Source organism: Tenacibaculum sp. TB-53 (genome assembly GCF_059716285.2).
Genome location: NZ_CM202790.1, coordinates 2,745,093 through 2,760,761, shown reverse-complemented (window position 1 = coordinate 2,760,761; position 15,669 = coordinate 2,745,093). Strand labels below are relative to the sequence as shown.

General features: G+C 31.3%; 17 protein-coding genes. 7 read left to right on the top strand and 10 right to left on the bottom strand.

Annotated features, from left to right (window positions below):
* The first annotated feature begins 4 nt into the window (after positions 1–4).
* On the top strand, positions 5–751 hold the full coding sequence (locus AC3VJB_RS12625; protein ID WP_073182387.1) for a succinate dehydrogenase/fumarate reductase iron-sulfur subunit: 747 nt from the start codon (positions 5–7) through the stop codon (positions 749–751).
* A 393-nt stretch (positions 752–1,144) separates the two neighbouring features.
* Here AC3VJB_RS12625 and AC3VJB_RS12620 read toward each other — a convergent pair whose 3' ends face one another.
* From AC3VJB_RS12620 to AC3VJB_RS12600, 5 genes are all read right to left on the bottom strand, one after another.
* A complete protein-coding gene (locus tag AC3VJB_RS12620) occupies positions 1,145–1,528 on the bottom strand; it encodes an ankyrin repeat domain-containing protein (RefSeq protein WP_047788101.1) in 384 nt (127 codons plus the stop codon).
* A gap of 110 nt (positions 1,529–1,638) precedes the next feature.
* Positions 1,639–2,778: an ATP-binding protein gene (locus tag AC3VJB_RS12615; RefSeq protein ID WP_073182386.1), complete on the bottom strand. Its 1,140-nt coding sequence runs from the start codon at positions 2,776–2,778 to the stop codon at positions 1,639–1,641.
* A gap of 3 nt (positions 2,779–2,781) precedes the next feature.
* Entirely contained in the window at positions 2,782–3,537 is a 756-nt protein-coding gene (locus AC3VJB_RS12610; protein WP_073182385.1) for an SDR family NAD(P)-dependent oxidoreductase, read from the bottom strand.
* A gap of 134 nt (positions 3,538–3,671) precedes the next feature.
* A complete protein-coding gene (locus tag AC3VJB_RS12605; RefSeq protein ID WP_497667217.1) occupies positions 3,672–4,589 on the bottom strand; it encodes a hypothetical protein in 918 nt (305 codons plus the stop codon).
* A 103-nt stretch (positions 4,590–4,692) separates the two neighbouring features.
* Positions 4,693–5,154 carry a hypothetical protein gene (locus AC3VJB_RS12600; protein WP_497667216.1) on the bottom strand — a complete coding sequence of 154 codons (462 nt, stop codon included), beginning with the start codon at positions 5,152–5,154 and terminating at the stop codon, positions 4,693–4,695.
* A gap of 77 nt (positions 5,155–5,231) precedes the next feature.
* Here AC3VJB_RS12600 and AC3VJB_RS12595 point away from each other — a divergent pair, with 77 nt between their 5' ends.
* The gene (locus AC3VJB_RS12595) at positions 5,232–6,341 is read left to right on the top strand and encodes an NAD(P)/FAD-dependent oxidoreductase (protein WP_497667317.1); all 1,110 of its coding nucleotides are present in this window, start codon (positions 5,232–5,234) and stop codon (positions 6,339–6,341) included.
* Between the two features lie 21 nt (positions 6,342–6,362).
* Positions 6,363–6,815: a GreA/GreB family elongation factor gene (locus tag AC3VJB_RS12590; protein WP_497667215.1), complete on the top strand. Its 453-nt coding sequence runs from the start codon at positions 6,363–6,365 to the stop codon at positions 6,813–6,815.
* A 187-nt stretch (positions 6,816–7,002) separates the two neighbouring features.
* Here the strand turns inward: AC3VJB_RS12590 and AC3VJB_RS12585 are convergent, their stop codons facing one another.
* Positions 7,003–7,938, bottom strand: a complete 936-nt coding sequence (locus tag AC3VJB_RS12585; protein ID WP_047788097.1) for an ABC transporter ATP-binding protein — start codon at positions 7,936–7,938, stop codon at positions 7,003–7,005.
* A gap of 199 nt (positions 7,939–8,137) precedes the next feature.
* On the opposite strand from AC3VJB_RS12585, the gene AC3VJB_RS12580 reads away from it, so the two are divergent.
* From AC3VJB_RS12580 to AC3VJB_RS12570, 3 genes are read left to right on the top strand one after another with little or no spacing between them, the layout of a single operon-like run.
* The gene (locus AC3VJB_RS12580) at positions 8,138–8,668 is read left to right on the top strand and encodes an RNA polymerase sigma factor (RefSeq protein WP_047788096.1); all 531 of its coding nucleotides are present in this window, start codon (positions 8,138–8,140) and stop codon (positions 8,666–8,668) included.
* A 9-nt stretch (positions 8,669–8,677) separates the two neighbouring features.
* The gene (locus AC3VJB_RS12575; RefSeq protein WP_053056624.1) at positions 8,678–9,097 is read left to right on the top strand and encodes a hypothetical protein; all 420 of its coding nucleotides are present in this window, start codon (positions 8,678–8,680) and stop codon (positions 9,095–9,097) included.
* 13 nt (positions 9,098–9,110) lie between these two features.
* The gene (locus tag AC3VJB_RS12570; protein WP_047788095.1) at positions 9,111–9,329 is read left to right on the top strand and encodes a hypothetical protein; all 219 of its coding nucleotides are present in this window, start codon (positions 9,111–9,113) and stop codon (positions 9,327–9,329) included.
* Between the two features lie 42 nt (positions 9,330–9,371).
* On the opposite strand, the gene rimK is transcribed toward AC3VJB_RS12570, so the two are convergent.
* From rimK to AC3VJB_RS12550, 4 genes are all read right to left on the bottom strand, one after another.
* Positions 9,372–10,244 (bottom strand): 30S ribosomal protein S6--L-glutamate ligase, encoded by an 873-nt coding sequence (gene rimK / locus AC3VJB_RS12565; protein ID WP_047788094.1) that lies wholly within the window; start codon positions 10,242–10,244, stop codon positions 9,372–9,374.
* Between the two features lie 3 nt (positions 10,245–10,247).
* Positions 10,248–10,661 carry an ATP-dependent zinc protease family protein gene (locus tag AC3VJB_RS12560; RefSeq protein WP_047788093.1) on the bottom strand — a complete coding sequence of 138 codons (414 nt, stop codon included), beginning with the start codon at positions 10,659–10,661 and terminating at the stop codon, positions 10,248–10,250.
* A gap of 129 nt (positions 10,662–10,790) precedes the next feature.
* Entirely contained in the window at positions 10,791–12,893 is a 2,103-nt protein-coding gene (locus AC3VJB_RS12555) for a M13 family metallopeptidase (protein WP_497667214.1), read from the bottom strand.
* A 113-nt stretch (positions 12,894–13,006) separates the two neighbouring features.
* Positions 13,007–15,166 (bottom strand): prolyl oligopeptidase family serine peptidase, encoded by a 2,160-nt coding sequence (locus AC3VJB_RS12550; RefSeq protein WP_497667213.1) that lies wholly within the window; start codon positions 15,164–15,166, stop codon positions 13,007–13,009.
* A 142-nt stretch (positions 15,167–15,308) separates the two neighbouring features.
* On the opposite strand from AC3VJB_RS12550, the gene trxA reads away from it, so the two are divergent.
* On the top strand, positions 15,309–15,668 hold the full coding sequence (gene trxA / locus AC3VJB_RS12545) for a thioredoxin (protein ID WP_274638809.1): 360 nt from the start codon (positions 15,309–15,311) through the stop codon (positions 15,666–15,668).
* Position 15,669: the final 1 nt, after the last annotated feature.

The window sequence follows — 15,669 nt, the reverse complement described above, 5'->3', positions numbered from 1 at the left end:
AATTATGAATTTAACACTTAAAATTTGGCGTCAAAAAAACGCAAGTGATAAAGGAAAAATGGTCGAATATAAGGTGACCGATATTTCTGAGCATATGTCTTTCTTAGAAATGATGGACGTATTAAACGAACAATTAGTTAATGCTGGTGAAGAGCCTGTAGCATTCGACCACGACTGTCGTGAAGGAATCTGCGGAATGTGTTCAATGTATATTAACGGTGAAGCACACGGACCAGATCGTGGAGTAACTACATGTCAGTTGCACATGCGTATGTTTAACGATGGAGATACTATTACAATTGAACCATTTAGAGCTGCTGCTTTTCCAGTAATTAAAGATTTAGTGGTTGATAGAGGTTCTTTTGAAAGAATTCAACAAGCAGGCGGTTATATTTCAGTAAACACATCAGGAAACACCACAGATGCCAATGCTATCTTGGTTCCTAAAGAAAATGCTGATAAAGCAATGGATGCTGCCACATGTATTGGTTGTGGTGCTTGTGTTGCTACTTGTAAAAACTCATCTGCCATGTTATTTGTTGGAGCAAAAGTATCTCAATATGCTTTATTACCTCAAGGACAGGTTGAAGCGACTGAGCGTGTTAAAAACATGGTTGCTCAAATGGATTTAGAAGGTTTTGGTAACTGTACTAATACTGGAGCTTGTGAAATTGAATGCCCGAAAGGAATTTCTTTAGAAAACATTGCTCGTATGAACTCAGAGTTCTTAAAAGCTAGCTTTAAAGGATAAAAATAAAACTTAACCGTATTAAAGCGTTACTATTTTCTAGAATTAGAAATAATTAAAATACAGATAAGAAAGTTGTCTTATCTGTATTTTGTTTTTATTCTAATTTTATTTTGCTTATTGTTTTATGTAGGTATTAGCATTTCATATGATAAATACGTTCTTTTGTATTATACAATATCAACTCTTTACTTCGTATTTTTCATCATTCTAACATTATTTGTATTAATATTTATTAAGAATTCTTTATTTATAAATGTAAAGATTTAAACAAACTTGTAAAAGAATCAGTATAGCTTATACTAAAAGATCTTTGAAGCTAAATTTCAAAGATCTAAATTAATACTTTATAAAAACTATCAACCTATACTAGGTCGACTCAAAGTCTTGGTTATATTACTTTCCTAAAGCTTTAGCAATAACTTTATAAGACTCATGTGCTTTTGACATTTTAGCATATTCTAAGGCAGTATATCCTCTTTCAGACTTTGTTTTTAATTTTGCTCCGTTATCAATTAATAATTGAACAATATCTGCTTTGTTATATCTAGCAGCAAACATTAAAGGAGTTAGTCCTGTAGACTTTCTGTTAATATCTGTTCCGTTTTCAACCATAGCTTTTACAGCCTCAAAGTTTCCAGCTCTAATTAATTTACAAAAAGTACTTACATTAGGGTATTCTAGGTTAGTTTTAACAGGTGTTTCATATGGAGTTGAAGTAGCAGTAATAGTTCCGAAGGATAAAGTAATTGCTAAAGCTGATAAAATTAATTTTTTCATGATGTTGTGTTTTTATGATTAGGTTACAGCTAAAAGACGCCTATTAAAACAAAACGTTTCACCAAAAACAGACACTTAACAATTATTTAAGATAAGGTCTTAAAAATCTCTTAATGATATTTTACTTTTCGTATTACTCGCATAGCTTCTTTGTATTTAATATAGGTAGTTTTATCTTCTAAGTTTTTGATATAATTTTTTGCTTTTTTAAGTTGTAGAGGAGCAATTTCAAATCCATTTAAATAACAGATTAGATAGGTAGTAGGTAGTCGATATACATCTTCATGTTCAATAACAGAAAGAGGTTTGTCGTTCATAATTTTAGCGACAATACTATTATTATTATCATAAATAAGTTGTAAAATATCGTTATGGTATTGAGGAGCTTCAAATAAAAATTCCGTAACAATATCATGCTTTCCGTTATCTTTAAAGTTAATAATGGTTTTTTCTAACGGATAGCGTTTTTCACTCTTATCAATCCCTAAAACAATGTATTCGGTGATAATAAAAGACTGTTCGTTGTAACTAATTTGTACATCATCTAACGAAGAAAAAAACAAACGTACTTGTTCGTTTACCAACTCAATATCAACACGAGTAAAAAACGCTTCATTATTTATAATTTTCTTTTTTCCTGCCCAACAAAGCACAAACTGTTCGTTAAATACTTTGTATTGCGGATTATATTCTGGTTTGTGCCTATTAATAAAGTCGAAAACGCCATCAAGGGTAAGTTGAATATTGTTACTTGCGTTTTTTTCAATGGCTTCAACAATAGCTTTGTTGTTATTCTTTAAAATAAAACCTTCTTCAGCAGGCATAGAATTACTACCTCTACGATAAAAAATAGTTCCTTTACGATATTTCCAGACATTTTTGGCTAAAGAGGTAATTAATTTGGTAGGATAAATAGTTACTAATCCAATTACTTTGTGGCGTTGCAAACGTGGAAAAGGAACATTTTCATATTCTATTTTTGGTGGATTATTCAGATAAGCATTTACCAAATTTTGAATTTTGCTATCATCATAAAAATCAACTCCTATAATTTTATTTTCTTCATCCTCAATACCAATAACAATATATGAGTTGTTGTTAGGGTTTGAATTAGAAAGTGCACAAACGTGTTTTATAAACTTAGCTTTTCCTTCTTTAGAACCAAAGGATAATTTTTGTTTTTTATCATAAAAACTATTCTCGTCGTTATGAGACAGTAAGTTTTTAATTAAAAGACGTTTGTTAATCACAACTTAAGCGTTTTTGTTCACAATAGTTGCACTAGCTTGCGCTGTAGGGTATACAATTAAATCTTCAATATTTACATGATACGGACGAGTAACTACAAAGTGAATAATGTCTGCTATATCTTCAGGTTGTAGTGCTTTGTATCCTTGATATACAGTTTTAGCTCTTTCAGAATCTCCTTTAAAACGAACATCAGAAAACTCAGTTTCTACCAATCCTGGGTGAATGGCACATACGCGAATGTTGTGTTGATTCAAATCAATACGCATTCCTTTATTTAAAGCGTTTACAGCGAACTTTGACGCACAATACACATTTCCGTTAGGATACACATCTTTTCCTGCGATAGAGCCAATATTTACAATGAAACCATTGTTTCGTTCTACCATTTGAGGAATAATAGCTTTTGAAACGTATAATAAGCCTTTAACGTTTCCGTCAATCATAGCGTCCCAATCGTCAATATTTCCATTTTGAATGCTGTTTAATCCATGAGCATTTCCAGCATTGTTAATAAGAATATCAATATGTTTAAATTCGTCAGGTAAACTGTTGATCGCATTTTGTACTTCTTCGTTATAACGAACATCAAACTGAAGTATATGTACTTTGGTAAATTTTGATAATTCTTGTTGCAGTTTTTGTAGCTTTTCAACACGTCTACCACAAAGAATTAAGTTGATGTTATTTTTAGAAAAAAGTTGAGCGGTTGCCTTACCAATACCTGAGGTTGCTCCAGTAATTAAAGCAGTTTGTTGCATGGTTTTTTGTTTTGTATAAAGGTAATATTTTTTATGTTAAGCTACCATTATAAAATGAAAAACCGCCCCTAGCGGAGCGGTTTCTTTTAGTTGGCTACTACACCAACCAAAAATCAACTAACCAAACTTTATTTTTATTTCCTTTTAGGAACTGTTTCTCTTTTTATTTTAGTACGTTTTCTACCGCTACTCCTTACAGCTGGTTTTGTAGTACTTGTTTTTTCTGCTTTTAAATACTGGATAAATTCTATACCAGAAAAAATATATGTTGTTCTTGAACTTACGTGCTTTAATCGTATTGTTTCGTCATTTATAACGGTTAAATCAAACTCTTCAGTATCTCCGTTATCATAATTAAGTGTTAAATATTTTAGATTGTTTTCTCCTATAACATTTCTAACAATATAACTTCCTTCAAAATCCCAATTTATATAATCAACATTTGTGCCAAAAGGGTCATGTGATGAATAGAATGTCACATCATTTTTATGAGTAAATTTTAGATAATGCTCGTTATCAAAAGGATTTGGAGTACCTCCAGTTTCATCAGTTCTTTCCCAAGCTTTAAATTCTTGTAAGAAATACTCAATATTTTCATAAAACAACATGTTATAATCAAATGTATCTGTTTGATACCCTACTAGATAATAACTTACATTTTGTGATAAATCATCAATTCTAATTTCGTTATTAGAAAGTTGTACTACATCAAATTCAAAATATCCATCTATATCATGACGCGTTTCTAAAATTGTTCCGTATGTACCATAGTTACCAACAGCTATACCTAAACCATTTCCTGTTTTACCAATATCAACAATATTATTATTTGCATACATGGTTCCGTTTAAAAAAGAAATAGTAAAAGCTCTTGATAAAAAAGGAACTTCGCCACTACCAGTTGTTCTGTGATAATCTACATACCATAAATCATAACTTGAAATATATTCGTTTAAAGAAAAACCATCATCTACAATTTCATTTCTTACAACACATGACGTAAGTGTTACACCACCAATAAGTAGTATTAAAAGTAATTTTATACGTTTCATAAGCATTCATTTTATGGTTATGCTTATAGGTTTTCAAATTACGTGCCAAAAATAAAAAACACCTCAAAAAAGAGGTGTTTAAAGTTATTCGATGCTAAGGTTTTTATTGCATAAAGACCTTATCTTTTTTTATAATGTTTTCTATTTTAACGTAGTGTGTTTTCTCTTCAATAATATAAGAAACCATTGCTTCATTTTCTTTTAATTCAAAAGGAAATTCTTCTGCAGGAGTGTTACCAAACTCTTTTTTTGGGTCAGCATGTAAAATAAGATCATTTAACTCATTAGATGAGGTTTTATAACGAGCAGTAATGTATTGTTTATCGTTATGTTGCTCAACAATAGCCTTGGTAATCCTATTTTGAAAATATACTTTTTGAAAGTCAACTGGCTTCTCAGCAGTAAAATTAATAATCAAGTTAGTAGAGTTATAACTACCTTTTACACCTCCTGTTACATGAGAATAACTTGCAGATTCTATTTTGAAAGGATGATTGTTCTCCATTTTTACACTTGCGCATTTAGTAAAGCTTAGAGCTAAAATTAAGATTACAATTAATTTCATAGAGTTGTTTTTTAATGTTTAAATTTAGACATTCAAGGAGTGTGCCAAGTCACAAATATAATCAGATTTATATGAAGTTGAATTTCAGTTACTGGGAACTAAAAGAGTGGTTTACAAATGTTGATTTTACTGTAGTAGGAAGTGGAATTGTGGGGTTAAATTGTGCATTACAATTAAGAGAAAAATACCCCAAGGCAAAAATTCTAGTTTTAGAAAAAGGAGTGTTACCACAAGGAGCCAGCACTAAAAATGCAGGTTTTGCTTGTTTTGGAAGTTTATCTGAACTGATAGATGATTTAAATACACATACCGAAGAAGAGGTTTTTAGCTTGGTAAAAAAACGTTGGCAAGGTTTACAGCTTTTACGCACCACACTGGGCGATAAAAACATAGATTTTCAACAAAATAAAGGATATGAATTGTTCTTAACAACAGAATTATACGAATCGTGTTTAGAGCAAAAAACATCGATAAATGAGCTTTTAAAGCCGTTGTTTTCTAAGGATGTTTTTTCGGTTGATGATAACAAGTTTGAGTTTCAAAATATTCATCAACAATATATAACCAACCAGTTTGAAGGGCAAATAGATACTGGTAAAATGGCGGCTAATTTGTTAAAAAAGACATTGTCTTCAGGAATAAAAATTATCAATAATATTCAAGTTAAAGAATTTATAGAAAACAATGATCAAATAGAGGTTGAAACGAACCAAATTACATTTAACACAAAAAAACTATTTATTGCTACTAATGGTTTTGCAAATCAATTATTAAATGAAAGCGTGAAACCAGCTAGATCACAAGTATTAATTACGAAACCAATTGAAAACTTACATATAAAAGGAACCTTTCACCTAGATAAAGGATATTATTATTTTAGAAATATTGATAATAGAATTTTGTTTGGAGGAGGAAGAAATTTGGATTTTAAAGGTGAAGAAACTGCTGAGTTTGGACAAACATTGCTTATTCAAAATAAACTAGAAGAAATTTTAAAAACAACAATTTTACCGAATACTAAAGTTGAAATAGAGCATCGCTGGAGTGGAATTATGGGGGTTGGAAATCAGAAAAAAGCGATTGTAAAACAGCTTTCAAATAATGTGTTTTGTGGTGTACGATTAGGAGGAATGGGAGTTGCTATAGGAAGTTTGGTAGGAAAAGAGTTAGCACAACTTGTAAATTAGTATTACTTAGAAAAGTAAGAAATGAATATTAAAGAAGAACTATACAAACAATGTGAGTTGTATGTAAATAAACGTTTACAAACTGTAGAAGAAACAATTTCTTCTCATCAAAAAGCATTACAATCTGAAACAAAAAGTTCTGCAGGAGATAAACATGAAACCGGTAGGGCAATGCTACAGTTAGAAATGGAAAAAGCGAGTCAGCAACTTAGTGGAATTGCTCAAATGAAAGAAACACTTGCTAAAATTAATACAGATACAACTTCAAAAATTGCTCATTTAGGCAGTGTAGTTATAACCACCTCAACTATAAACTATTTTATTAGTGTGAGTGTAGGATTGTTAACTTTTGAAAATAAAAAATACTTTGCAATATCTCCATCTTCACCCATAGGAAAGTTTATTTTAGGTAAAAAGGAAGGAGAATCTTTTGAGTTCAATGGATTAAAAAGTGTCATTAGAGAAATTTTTTAAGAAAAAGTAGGGTAAAACAAAAATAACTTGTTTTACATGCAGGAAAGGTTGTTATAACCAGAACAGAAAAAGAAGCTATAATACACTTTTATCTTTTGGTGTTTAAGATGGTAAGGGTGTATTTTTTTTAGAAAATAATTTATTTTAAGATAGTTGAGTAATAATTATAGAGATAGTTATTATTGGTTTAAACAGTCTCTTTTAACTTAAATGAGACTGTTTTTTTATGCTCAATATTTTCAAAGTGGTTTATAAAAATGGATTGGTTGTTATAAGCAACTTCTATTAGCCAATACCCCCCCTTAAAATAAGATTTCAATACAGTTCCTTCTAGTTTTGATGGTTTTTTGGTAATCTCAAGTAAGTTAGGATATAGTAATAATGTTTGTTTATTTATGGTAAGTTCGTTTACATCATCAAATAAAGAAGCAACATACTTTTCTTTTGGGTTTTTATATAAGTTTGCTGGACTGTCATGCGCAATGATTTGGTTGTTACGGATTACCATCATGGTATCAGCAAAAGAAAGAGCATCATTTCCATCGTGCGTAGCAACAATACAGGCAATATTTTTCTTTTTTAAATAAGCAAACAATCGTCTTCTTAATGAGTTCTTTTTAAAGTTATCTATTTGACTGAAAGGTTCGTCTAACAATAATAATTCTGGTTCTTTAGCCAACGCTCTAGCAATGGCTACTCTTTGTTGCTGTCCACCACTTAAGTTTTTAACTTTTTCGTTCGCTAATTCAGTCATTTCAATAACATCAAGAAGTTCTTGTGTTCTTTCTTCAGCTTCTTTAGGGTAAAATCGTGACAAGAACTTTTTAATATTTTCACTTACAGATGTGAAAGGCATTAAGTCAAAATCTTGCGCTACATATTTGAAAAACTCCATTCCAGGAACTAAATGATGTTCAGGTCCTAAAATTTGAATATCATTCCAATATAAGTTCCCTTTATCAACATCTAGTAAACCATATACAATTTTTAAAAGTGTAGATTTTCCACAACCGCTTTCACCCATTACACACAAGTGCTCACCTTTTTGAAGTGTAAAATGGATGTTTTCTAAGGTTTTTTCTTTAGATGGATAAGTGAATGAAATATTATTTACTTGTAGCATGGTTGCAAAAATACATAAAGGTTTAAGATAAATTATAAACAAGATTTTTCATTCCAAGTTTCTCTTTAAATAGTCTTCTTTTTTAAAAATTAGCTCTAAGTATATTTGTTATAAATGGTATGAAGAGTTTTTTTAAAAAAATGCAATAGAAAATAAAAAGTACGTCTTTATAATTGAGGAGCTCAAAGAAAGCCTATAAATGAACCAAGAAACGGAAAATAAAAAGAAATTAAAAGCCTTTTTTGATAAAGAATATGGTGCCCTTAAGTCTTATGTTGGAACTAAAATTAAACAAAGTATTCATCAAGATGCAGAAGATATTATTCAAGAAGTTGCTTTAAAATTGTTTTCTGGAGTTAATGGAAATTCACCTATAAACAATGTAGCTAGCTTTGTTTACAGGTCTCTAAAAAATAAAATCATTGATAATTTAAGAAGAAAGAAATACGAAGCTTCAGCTTCAGATATTGATGAAATAAAACTGATTGAATTTACAGAGGTTTTATATGGTACTCCTGATAATACGTACTCTGAAGTAATGAAAAAGGAACTAGAATTAAGAATAATGAACCTTAAACCTGTATATAAAGAAATAATTATAGCTATTGATTTTGAAGGGTACACATACAATGAACTATCGGAGGAACTTAAAGTACCTGTTGGAACATTAATGTCAAGAAGACATCGAGCATTAGGAATATTACTTAGAAAAATTGAAAACAAAAAATAAAAATAAAAGATGGAAAATTTGTTTAAAGAAAGAAGAGATGGAGAATCTCCAGGAATATTTGTAGGAAGAATAATATTCGGAATAATTGCAGTTTTAATGCTTGCAATACTTTTTGGATATGCAATTATGTGGCTTTGGAATAACCTTATGCCAGATATTTTTGGATTATCAGTTATTAACTACTGGCAAGCAGTAGGGTTATTTATTTTAGCTAAAATTTTATTTTCTTCTAGTGAGTGTGGAGGAAAACATAAATCAAAGAAATATTCTAACAAAAGAAGAAAACACAAGTTCAAATCACATTATGAAAAGAACTGTAAAGGAAAGTTTTCAGAATGGGAACATTATGATAGGTTTTGGAAAGAAGAAGGCAGTGAAGCTTATCAAAAATATGTAGACAAATTAAATAAAGAAACGGAACAAGAATAAAAACCATTGAGTTATGAAACTATTTATCTATGGAACCGATATTGACACAAAGAAAAAAGAAGATTCTATACGTCAGTTATTCAATAAAGATAATAATATAATTAATATATCTATTGATCTTGAAGATGTTGATAATGTTTTAAGAATAGAGGCAACTGATATTATAACAGAAGCTGACATTATAAATAAAGTAAAAGAAAAAGGATTTAACTGTATGGAATTAGCAGATTAAATATTAAAACAAAACCGACATTAAATAATGTCGGTTTTGTTTTTAAGCACTTCTTTCTACGTAACGTATAATACTTTTTGCTATATCTTTTCCAGTGGCTTTTTCAATGCCCTCTAAACCAGGAGAAGAATTAACTTCTAAAATCAAAGGACCTCTATCAGACTGTAACATGTCTACACCGGCGATACCTAATTTCATTGCTTTTACAGCTTTTAAAGCAGCGTTTTCTTCTTCATCAGTTAATTCTATAATTTCTGAAGTTCCTCCCCTATGTAGGTTGGATCTAAATTCACCTTCTTTTCCTTGACGCTTCATAGCTCCAACAACAACACCATCTACCACAAAAACACGAATATCAGCACCTTTAGCTTCTTTAATATATTCTTGAACAATTACACGAGCTTGCAAACCATTAAAAGCTTCTATAACAGATTCTGCGGCTTTTTTGGTTTCTGCTAACACAACACCTAAGCCTTGTGTTCCTTCTAAAAGTTTAACAATTAAAGGAGCTCCTCCTACTTTTTTTATAATTTCTGAAGTGTCTTTTGAATAATTAGTGAAAACCGTTTTTGGAAGTCCTAAATTTGCTCTTGAAAGTACTTGTAAACTACTTAGTTTATCTCTAGAGCGTACCAAAGCTTGAGACTCTACAGCAGAAAATACTTTCATCATTTCGAATTGACGTACAACTGCGGTACCATAAAAAGTAACTGAAGCACCAATACGAGGAATAATAGCGTCAACATCGGTTACAAGCTCATGGTTGTATACTATCGCAGGCTTTCTTTTTTCGATAATAAGATCACATTTGGTATGGTCTAATACGACCATTTCATGTCCTCTTTTTTCGCCTGCTTCTACTAAGCGTTTGGTTGAATATAATTTAGGGTTTCTAGAAAGAACAACAATTTTCATTTTTTATATTTCTTTTGATGTGATGTTTTTTTGTGAAACGTCCACAATAAATTTTTTGTTTAAAAATTTTCTACCAATTAATACTGGATAATTCATTTTACCTCTATCTGATAACGATAGCTTTATTTTATATTTTTTACCATAAAAAATAGCGGATGTAGAAACAACATATCTTTTTTGTTTCTTTCCGTTTGAGCTTCTTATGCTTTTTACTTTATACTTTGTTGTTTGAAGCAATTTATTATTATATTTTTCTGTTTTTGGGCAGAGTAATATAAACTCTAACACACCGTCTTTTTCTTCAATATGCTTACAATGTATTGCAGAAGTATAGGCTCCTGTATCAATTTTTACAGGTAAATCTTCTATTTCCCAGTTTAAAAAGGATATTTTTTCAATCCTTCCAATTAGTCTCATTCTATTAAAAATTAAGGAGGGCGAATTACTTACTATTTTTTGGAATATACAAAACTTGTTGTTAATTTTTGGAAAACAAAAAACCAGTGTATATACACTGGTTTAAAGGTACTTATTTTTTAATTGAATTTACCAAATTCTTACACGATCTTCTGGTTTTAAGTACATTTTGTCTCCTTCTTTAACATCAAATGCTTCATAAAAAGCATCTACGTTTTTAAGAGGCATATAAGCTCTGTACATTCCAGGAGCATGCGTATCAGTCATGATACGGTTTTTTAATGCTTCATCACGCATTTTAGTTCTCCAAATAGTTCCCCAAGAAAGGAAGAAACGTTGTTCAGGAGTAAATCCGTCAATTTTTTCTGGACGACCATTCTTTTCTAAGAAAATTTGTAATCCTTCATAAGCAGCTTGTACACCACCTAAATCACCAATATTTTCACCTAAAGTAAACTCACCATTTAAGTTCATACTATCAATAGCAACAATATCACTAAATTGCTTTATTAATTTACTTCCTGCTTCTTTGAACTTTTCTGAATCTTCTTCTGTCCACCAATTTTTTAAGTTTCCGTCACCGTCAAAACGAGCTCCAGAATCATCAAAACTATGTGAAATTTCGTGGCCAATAACAGCTCCAATTCCTCCATAGTTTACAGCTTCATCAGCTTTGTAGTTATAGAAAGGAGGTTGTAAAATAGCTGCTGGGAATACGATTTCATTGTTTACAGGGTTAAAGTAAGCGTTTACTGTTTGAGGAGACATTCCCCATTCAGTTCTATCCACTTCTTTACCTAACTTGGCCATATCTTTTTCAAAGTTCCACTTGCGAACATTAACAGCGTTGTCAAAATATGTACCTCCCTCATCTAATCCTTTAACAAGTAAAGTTGAGTAGTCTTTCCATTTATCAGGATATGCAATTTTAACAGTTAATTTGTGTAATTTTTCTAAAGCTTTTTCTTTAGTTTCAGCACTCATCCAAGGTAATTGCGCAATACGTTTTTCAAAACCTAACATTACGTTATCAATCATTTCCTTAGCTTTTTGCTTCGCTTCTGGTGGAAATTTCTCATCTACATATAACTTACCTAAAGCTTCGCCAATAGCTCCATTTAAATTAGCTAAAGCACGTTCGTCTCTTGGACGTTGTCGTTTAGCTCCACGCATTTCTTTACTGTAGAATTCCCAGTTAGCTTTTTCTAAATCAGTAGATAATAAACCTAATGAGTTGTTAATAGCATTCCAACGTAATGATAATTTAACTGTTTCAATAGGACTATTTTTAAGTACTTCATTCATTGCTTTGAAATATCCTGGATCTGTAACAATAATCTTTTCAAGACCTTTAGAACCATCTAATCCTTCAAGATCAACACCAATTCCTTTTAAATGAGCTTCCCAATCAATTACAGGAGCCAATTCAGCTAATTCAGCAAGGGTCATTGGGTTGTAAATTTTACGTGTATCTCTACGCTCTTCTTTTGTCATTCTAGGTTCAGCTAAACTCTTTTCAAAAGCAACAATAGTTGCTGCATTCTTTTTAGCTGTAGCTTCATCATCACCAAACTCTTGCAACATTTTAGCTACAAACACCTCATATTTTTCAAGCTTGTCTTTTACCTTTTCATCTACGTAGTAATCTCTTGATAAACCAAGTCCGCCAGCTCCCATGTAACCAGCATTCATACTACTGTTCTTAAGGTCATTAAAAACGCCAAAACCATAAAAACCGGCACCTCCATAAGGAGCCATATTGGTAATGAAAGTTTGTACGTCGTTTAAGTCTTTAATTTCTTCAATTTTTTGAAGGAAAGGTTGTACAGGTGCTTTACCTGCTTTATTTCTAGCTACGGTATCCATGATGGTTTCGTAGTAGTTTACCGCTTTTTCTTGATCAGAATCTATTTCTTTTCCTTCAGCATCTTTTATTTTTGGGAAGTTACCTTCTTCAATAGCCTTGTTTAAGATAGCTAATACATCTTTGGTAGTGGTTTTTCTTAATTGATTAAATCCTCCCCAAGAAGTTTCATCAGCAGGAATTTCAGTGTTATCAATCCAAGAACCGTTAACATATCTAAAGAAATCATCGGTAGGCTTAACCGAAGTATCCATGTTTTCTAAAACAATTGCCTGTACTTTTTCTTCAGGCTTTTTATCTGTTTTACATGCAATAACTCCTAAAGAAGCAACGGCAGTAGTAAACAGCATTTTGTGAATGGTTTTCATTTTTAATGTTTTTTGAATGAATCTTAATTTTAACAAACTACCTCGAGGATTTTGCCCCGAGGTAGTAAATTTACTCTAAATAAGAGTCTGTTTTTATAAAAATGTTACAGTTTTTAACTTTTTATTTTCGATTTTGGAGCATTTGGTAATGTTTCAAAGCCCATGTTGAATAATGTAAATCCAAAAATATCAGCATACTGCTCAATAGTTTTTGCTACAGGAGTTCCTGCTCCATGACCCGCATTGGTTTCAATTCTAATTAATACAGGGTTGTCTCCTTGTTGTTTCTCTTGTAATTCAGCAGCAAACTTAAAACTGTGAGCTGGTACTACACGATCGTCATGGTCTCCTGTGGTTACCATAGTTGCAGGATATTGAGTACCTTCTTTTACATTGTGTACTGGTGAATATCCTTTTAAGTATTCAAACATTTCTTTGCTTTGTTCAGAAGTTCCGTAGTCATACGCCCAACCAGCCCCAGCTGTAAATGTGTGGTAACGTAACATATCTAATACGCCTACAGCAGGTAAAGCTACCTTCATTAAATCAGGACGTTGTGTCATCGTAGCTCCTACTAATAAACCTCCGTTTGATCCTCCTCTAATAGCTAAGTAATCAGAAGAAGTATAATTTTCTTTAATTAGGTATTCAGCAGCAGCAATAAAATCATCAAATACATTTTGCTTTTTTAACTGTGTACCTGCATCGTGCCATTTTTTACCATATTCACCACCACCACGTAAGTTTGGTACAGCATATACACCACCTTGTTCCATCCAAACGGCATTGGCAATACTAAAGCTAGGAGTTAAGCTTACATTGAATCCGCCATAACCATATAAAATAGTTGGATTTTTACCGTTTAACTCTAATCCTTTTTTATAGGTAATAATCATAGGAACTTTTGTTCCATCTTTTGACGTGTAGAATACTTGTTTACTTTCATACTCATCTGCGTTGAACGAAATAGCAGGTTTCCAGTATAATTCATAAGTTCCATCTTCTGGATTGAATTTGTATGAAGAACTTGGAGTATTGTAGTTGGTAAAAGAGAAATATAATTCTTTTGCATCTGTTTTTCCTCCAAAACCACCTGCAGAACCTACACCTGGTAATTTTACTTCACGGATTAATTTTCCATCAAAATCATATTGTAATACTTTAGATACTGCATCTACCATATACTTTGCAAAGAAATATCCAGACCCTGTTGATGGAGATAATACATTTTCAGTTTCAGGAATAAAATCTACCCAGTTTTCTGGTGTTGGGTTTGCAGCATCTACAGTAACAATTTTCTTGTTAGGTGCATTTAAGTTGGTTACTAAGTATAACTTACTTCCTTTACTATCAATAACACCAGTGTCGCTATCAAAATTGTTAATGATTGGTGTTAATTTGCTATTAGGGTCTGTTAAATCCTTAATAAACAACTTGTTTCCTGAAGTTGAGGTTGAAGCAGATACAAATAAGTAATTGTTATCCTCTGTTAAATACCCACCAACATAACGGTGTTTTTCTTCTGGAGTAGCTCCAAAAATAATTTCATCAGAACTTTGAGGAGTTCCTAATTTGTGGAAATATAATTTATGTTGATCTGTTTTTGCAGATAACTCACTTCCTTTAGGTTTGTCGTAACTAGAATAGTAAAAACCTTCGTTTCCTCTCCAAGCAATTCCAGAGAATTTTACATCTACTAAAGTATCTTCTTTAATTTCTTTGGTTTCTGCATCCATTATAATAACCTTTCTCCAATCGCTTCCTCCTTCAGAAATTGAATAGGCTACAGTTTTTCCATCTTTGGTAAAACTTACTGAGCCTAATGATGTAGTTCCATCTTCAGCAAACGTATTAGGATCTAAGAAAACCTCTTCTTTACCATCTTTATCCTTTCTATATAAAACATATTGATTTTGTAACCCGTTGTTTTTATAAAAATAAGTATAATCACCTTCTTTAAATGGAGTTCCTACTTTTTCGTAGTTCCATAACTCAGATAAACGATTTTTTAATTGTTCACGATATGGAATTTTGTCTAAGTAATCGAAAGTAACTTCGTTTTCAGCTTTTACCCAAGCTTCAGTTTCAGTACTTCTATCGTCTTCTAACCAACGATAGTTATCGGTTACTTTAGTTCCAAAATATTCATCTACAACAGGTTTTTTAGTTGTTTCTGGATAACTCACACTAATATTGTTTTTAGGTTGCTTTTCTTCTTTACAAGAAACTAAAATAGTTCCTGCACAAATAATGGGAAGAAGGATTTTTTTCATGATTAAAAAAATTGGTTAATTAGACCAAAGTTAGAAGAAAAACATTCACAGCAATTTATTTTAAGATGACTTTAACAAAAAGGCCCTTGTAAATCTATTGAAATAAAAACGACTACCTTTACATAATTATAATATAATAAGCATGACTGAAAATTTAAACAAAGAAGCTTTTTTTAAAAAGGTTTTTAACTATGAAGAAAATAAAGAATGGAAATTTGAAGGAGATTTACCTGTAATAATTGATTTTTATGCTGATTGGTGTGGACCATGTAAAGCACTTGCTCCAGTTTTGGAAGAACTAAGTACAGAGTATGATGGAAAAATTAATATTTATAAAATAGATACAGAAGCAGAACAAGAATTAGCAGCTGCTTTTGGAATAAGAAGTATCCCTTCTATGTTATTTTGTCCTGCTAACGATGATCCTCAAATGGCTCATGGAGCATTGCCAAAAAAACAAATTGAACAGATAATTGAAGACGTTTTAAAGGTTACGAAATAAC

Excerpts from the sequence above, each read along its gene's own strand:
- AC3VJB_RS12560 (WP_047788093.1), bottom strand. The coding sequence starts at position 10,661 with ATGAGACTAATTGGAAGGATTGAAAAAATATCCTTTTTAAACTGGGAA.
- AC3VJB_RS12580 (WP_047788096.1), top strand. The coding sequence starts at position 8,138 with ATGAACCAAGAAACGGAAAATAAAAAGAAATTAAAAGCCTTTTTTGAT.
- AC3VJB_RS12550 (WP_497667213.1), bottom strand. The coding sequence starts at position 15,166 with ATGAAAAAAATCCTTCTTCCCATTATTTGTGCAGGAACTATTTTAGTT.
- AC3VJB_RS12590 (WP_497667215.1), top strand. The coding sequence starts at position 6,363 with ATGAATATTAAAGAAGAACTATACAAACAATGTGAGTTGTATGTAAAT.
- AC3VJB_RS12585 (WP_047788097.1), bottom strand. The coding sequence starts at position 7,938 with ATGCTACAAGTAAATAATATTTCATTCACTTATCCATCTAAAGAAAAA.
- AC3VJB_RS12570 (WP_047788095.1), top strand. The coding sequence starts at position 9,111 with ATGAAACTATTTATCTATGGAACCGATATTGACACAAAGAAAAAAGAA.
- AC3VJB_RS12575 (WP_053056624.1), top strand. The coding sequence starts at position 8,678 with ATGGAAAATTTGTTTAAAGAAAGAAGAGATGGAGAATCTCCAGGAATA.
- AC3VJB_RS12605 (WP_497667217.1), bottom strand. The coding sequence starts at position 4,589 with ATGAAACGTATAAAATTACTTTTAATACTACTTATTGGTGGTGTAACA.
- AC3VJB_RS12600 (WP_497667216.1), bottom strand. The coding sequence starts at position 5,154 with ATGAAATTAATTGTAATCTTAATTTTAGCTCTAAGCTTTACTAAATGC.
- rimK (WP_047788094.1), bottom strand. The coding sequence starts at position 10,244 with ATGAAAATTGTTGTTCTTTCTAGAAACCCTAAATTATATTCAACCAAA.
- AC3VJB_RS12610 (WP_073182385.1), bottom strand. The coding sequence starts at position 3,537 with ATGCAACAAACTGCTTTAATTACTGGAGCAACCTCAGGTATTGGTAAG.
- AC3VJB_RS12625 (WP_073182387.1), top strand. The coding sequence starts at position 5 with ATGAATTTAACACTTAAAATTTGGCGTCAAAAAAACGCAAGTGATAAA.
- trxA (WP_274638809.1), top strand. The coding sequence starts at position 15,309 with ATGACTGAAAATTTAAACAAAGAAGCTTTTTTTAAAAAGGTTTTTAAC.
- AC3VJB_RS12555 (WP_497667214.1), bottom strand. The coding sequence starts at position 12,893 with ATGAAAACCATTCACAAAATGCTGTTTACTACTGCCGTTGCTTCTTTA.
- AC3VJB_RS12620 (WP_047788101.1), bottom strand. The coding sequence starts at position 1,528 with ATGAAAAAATTAATTTTATCAGCTTTAGCAATTACTTTATCCTTCGGA.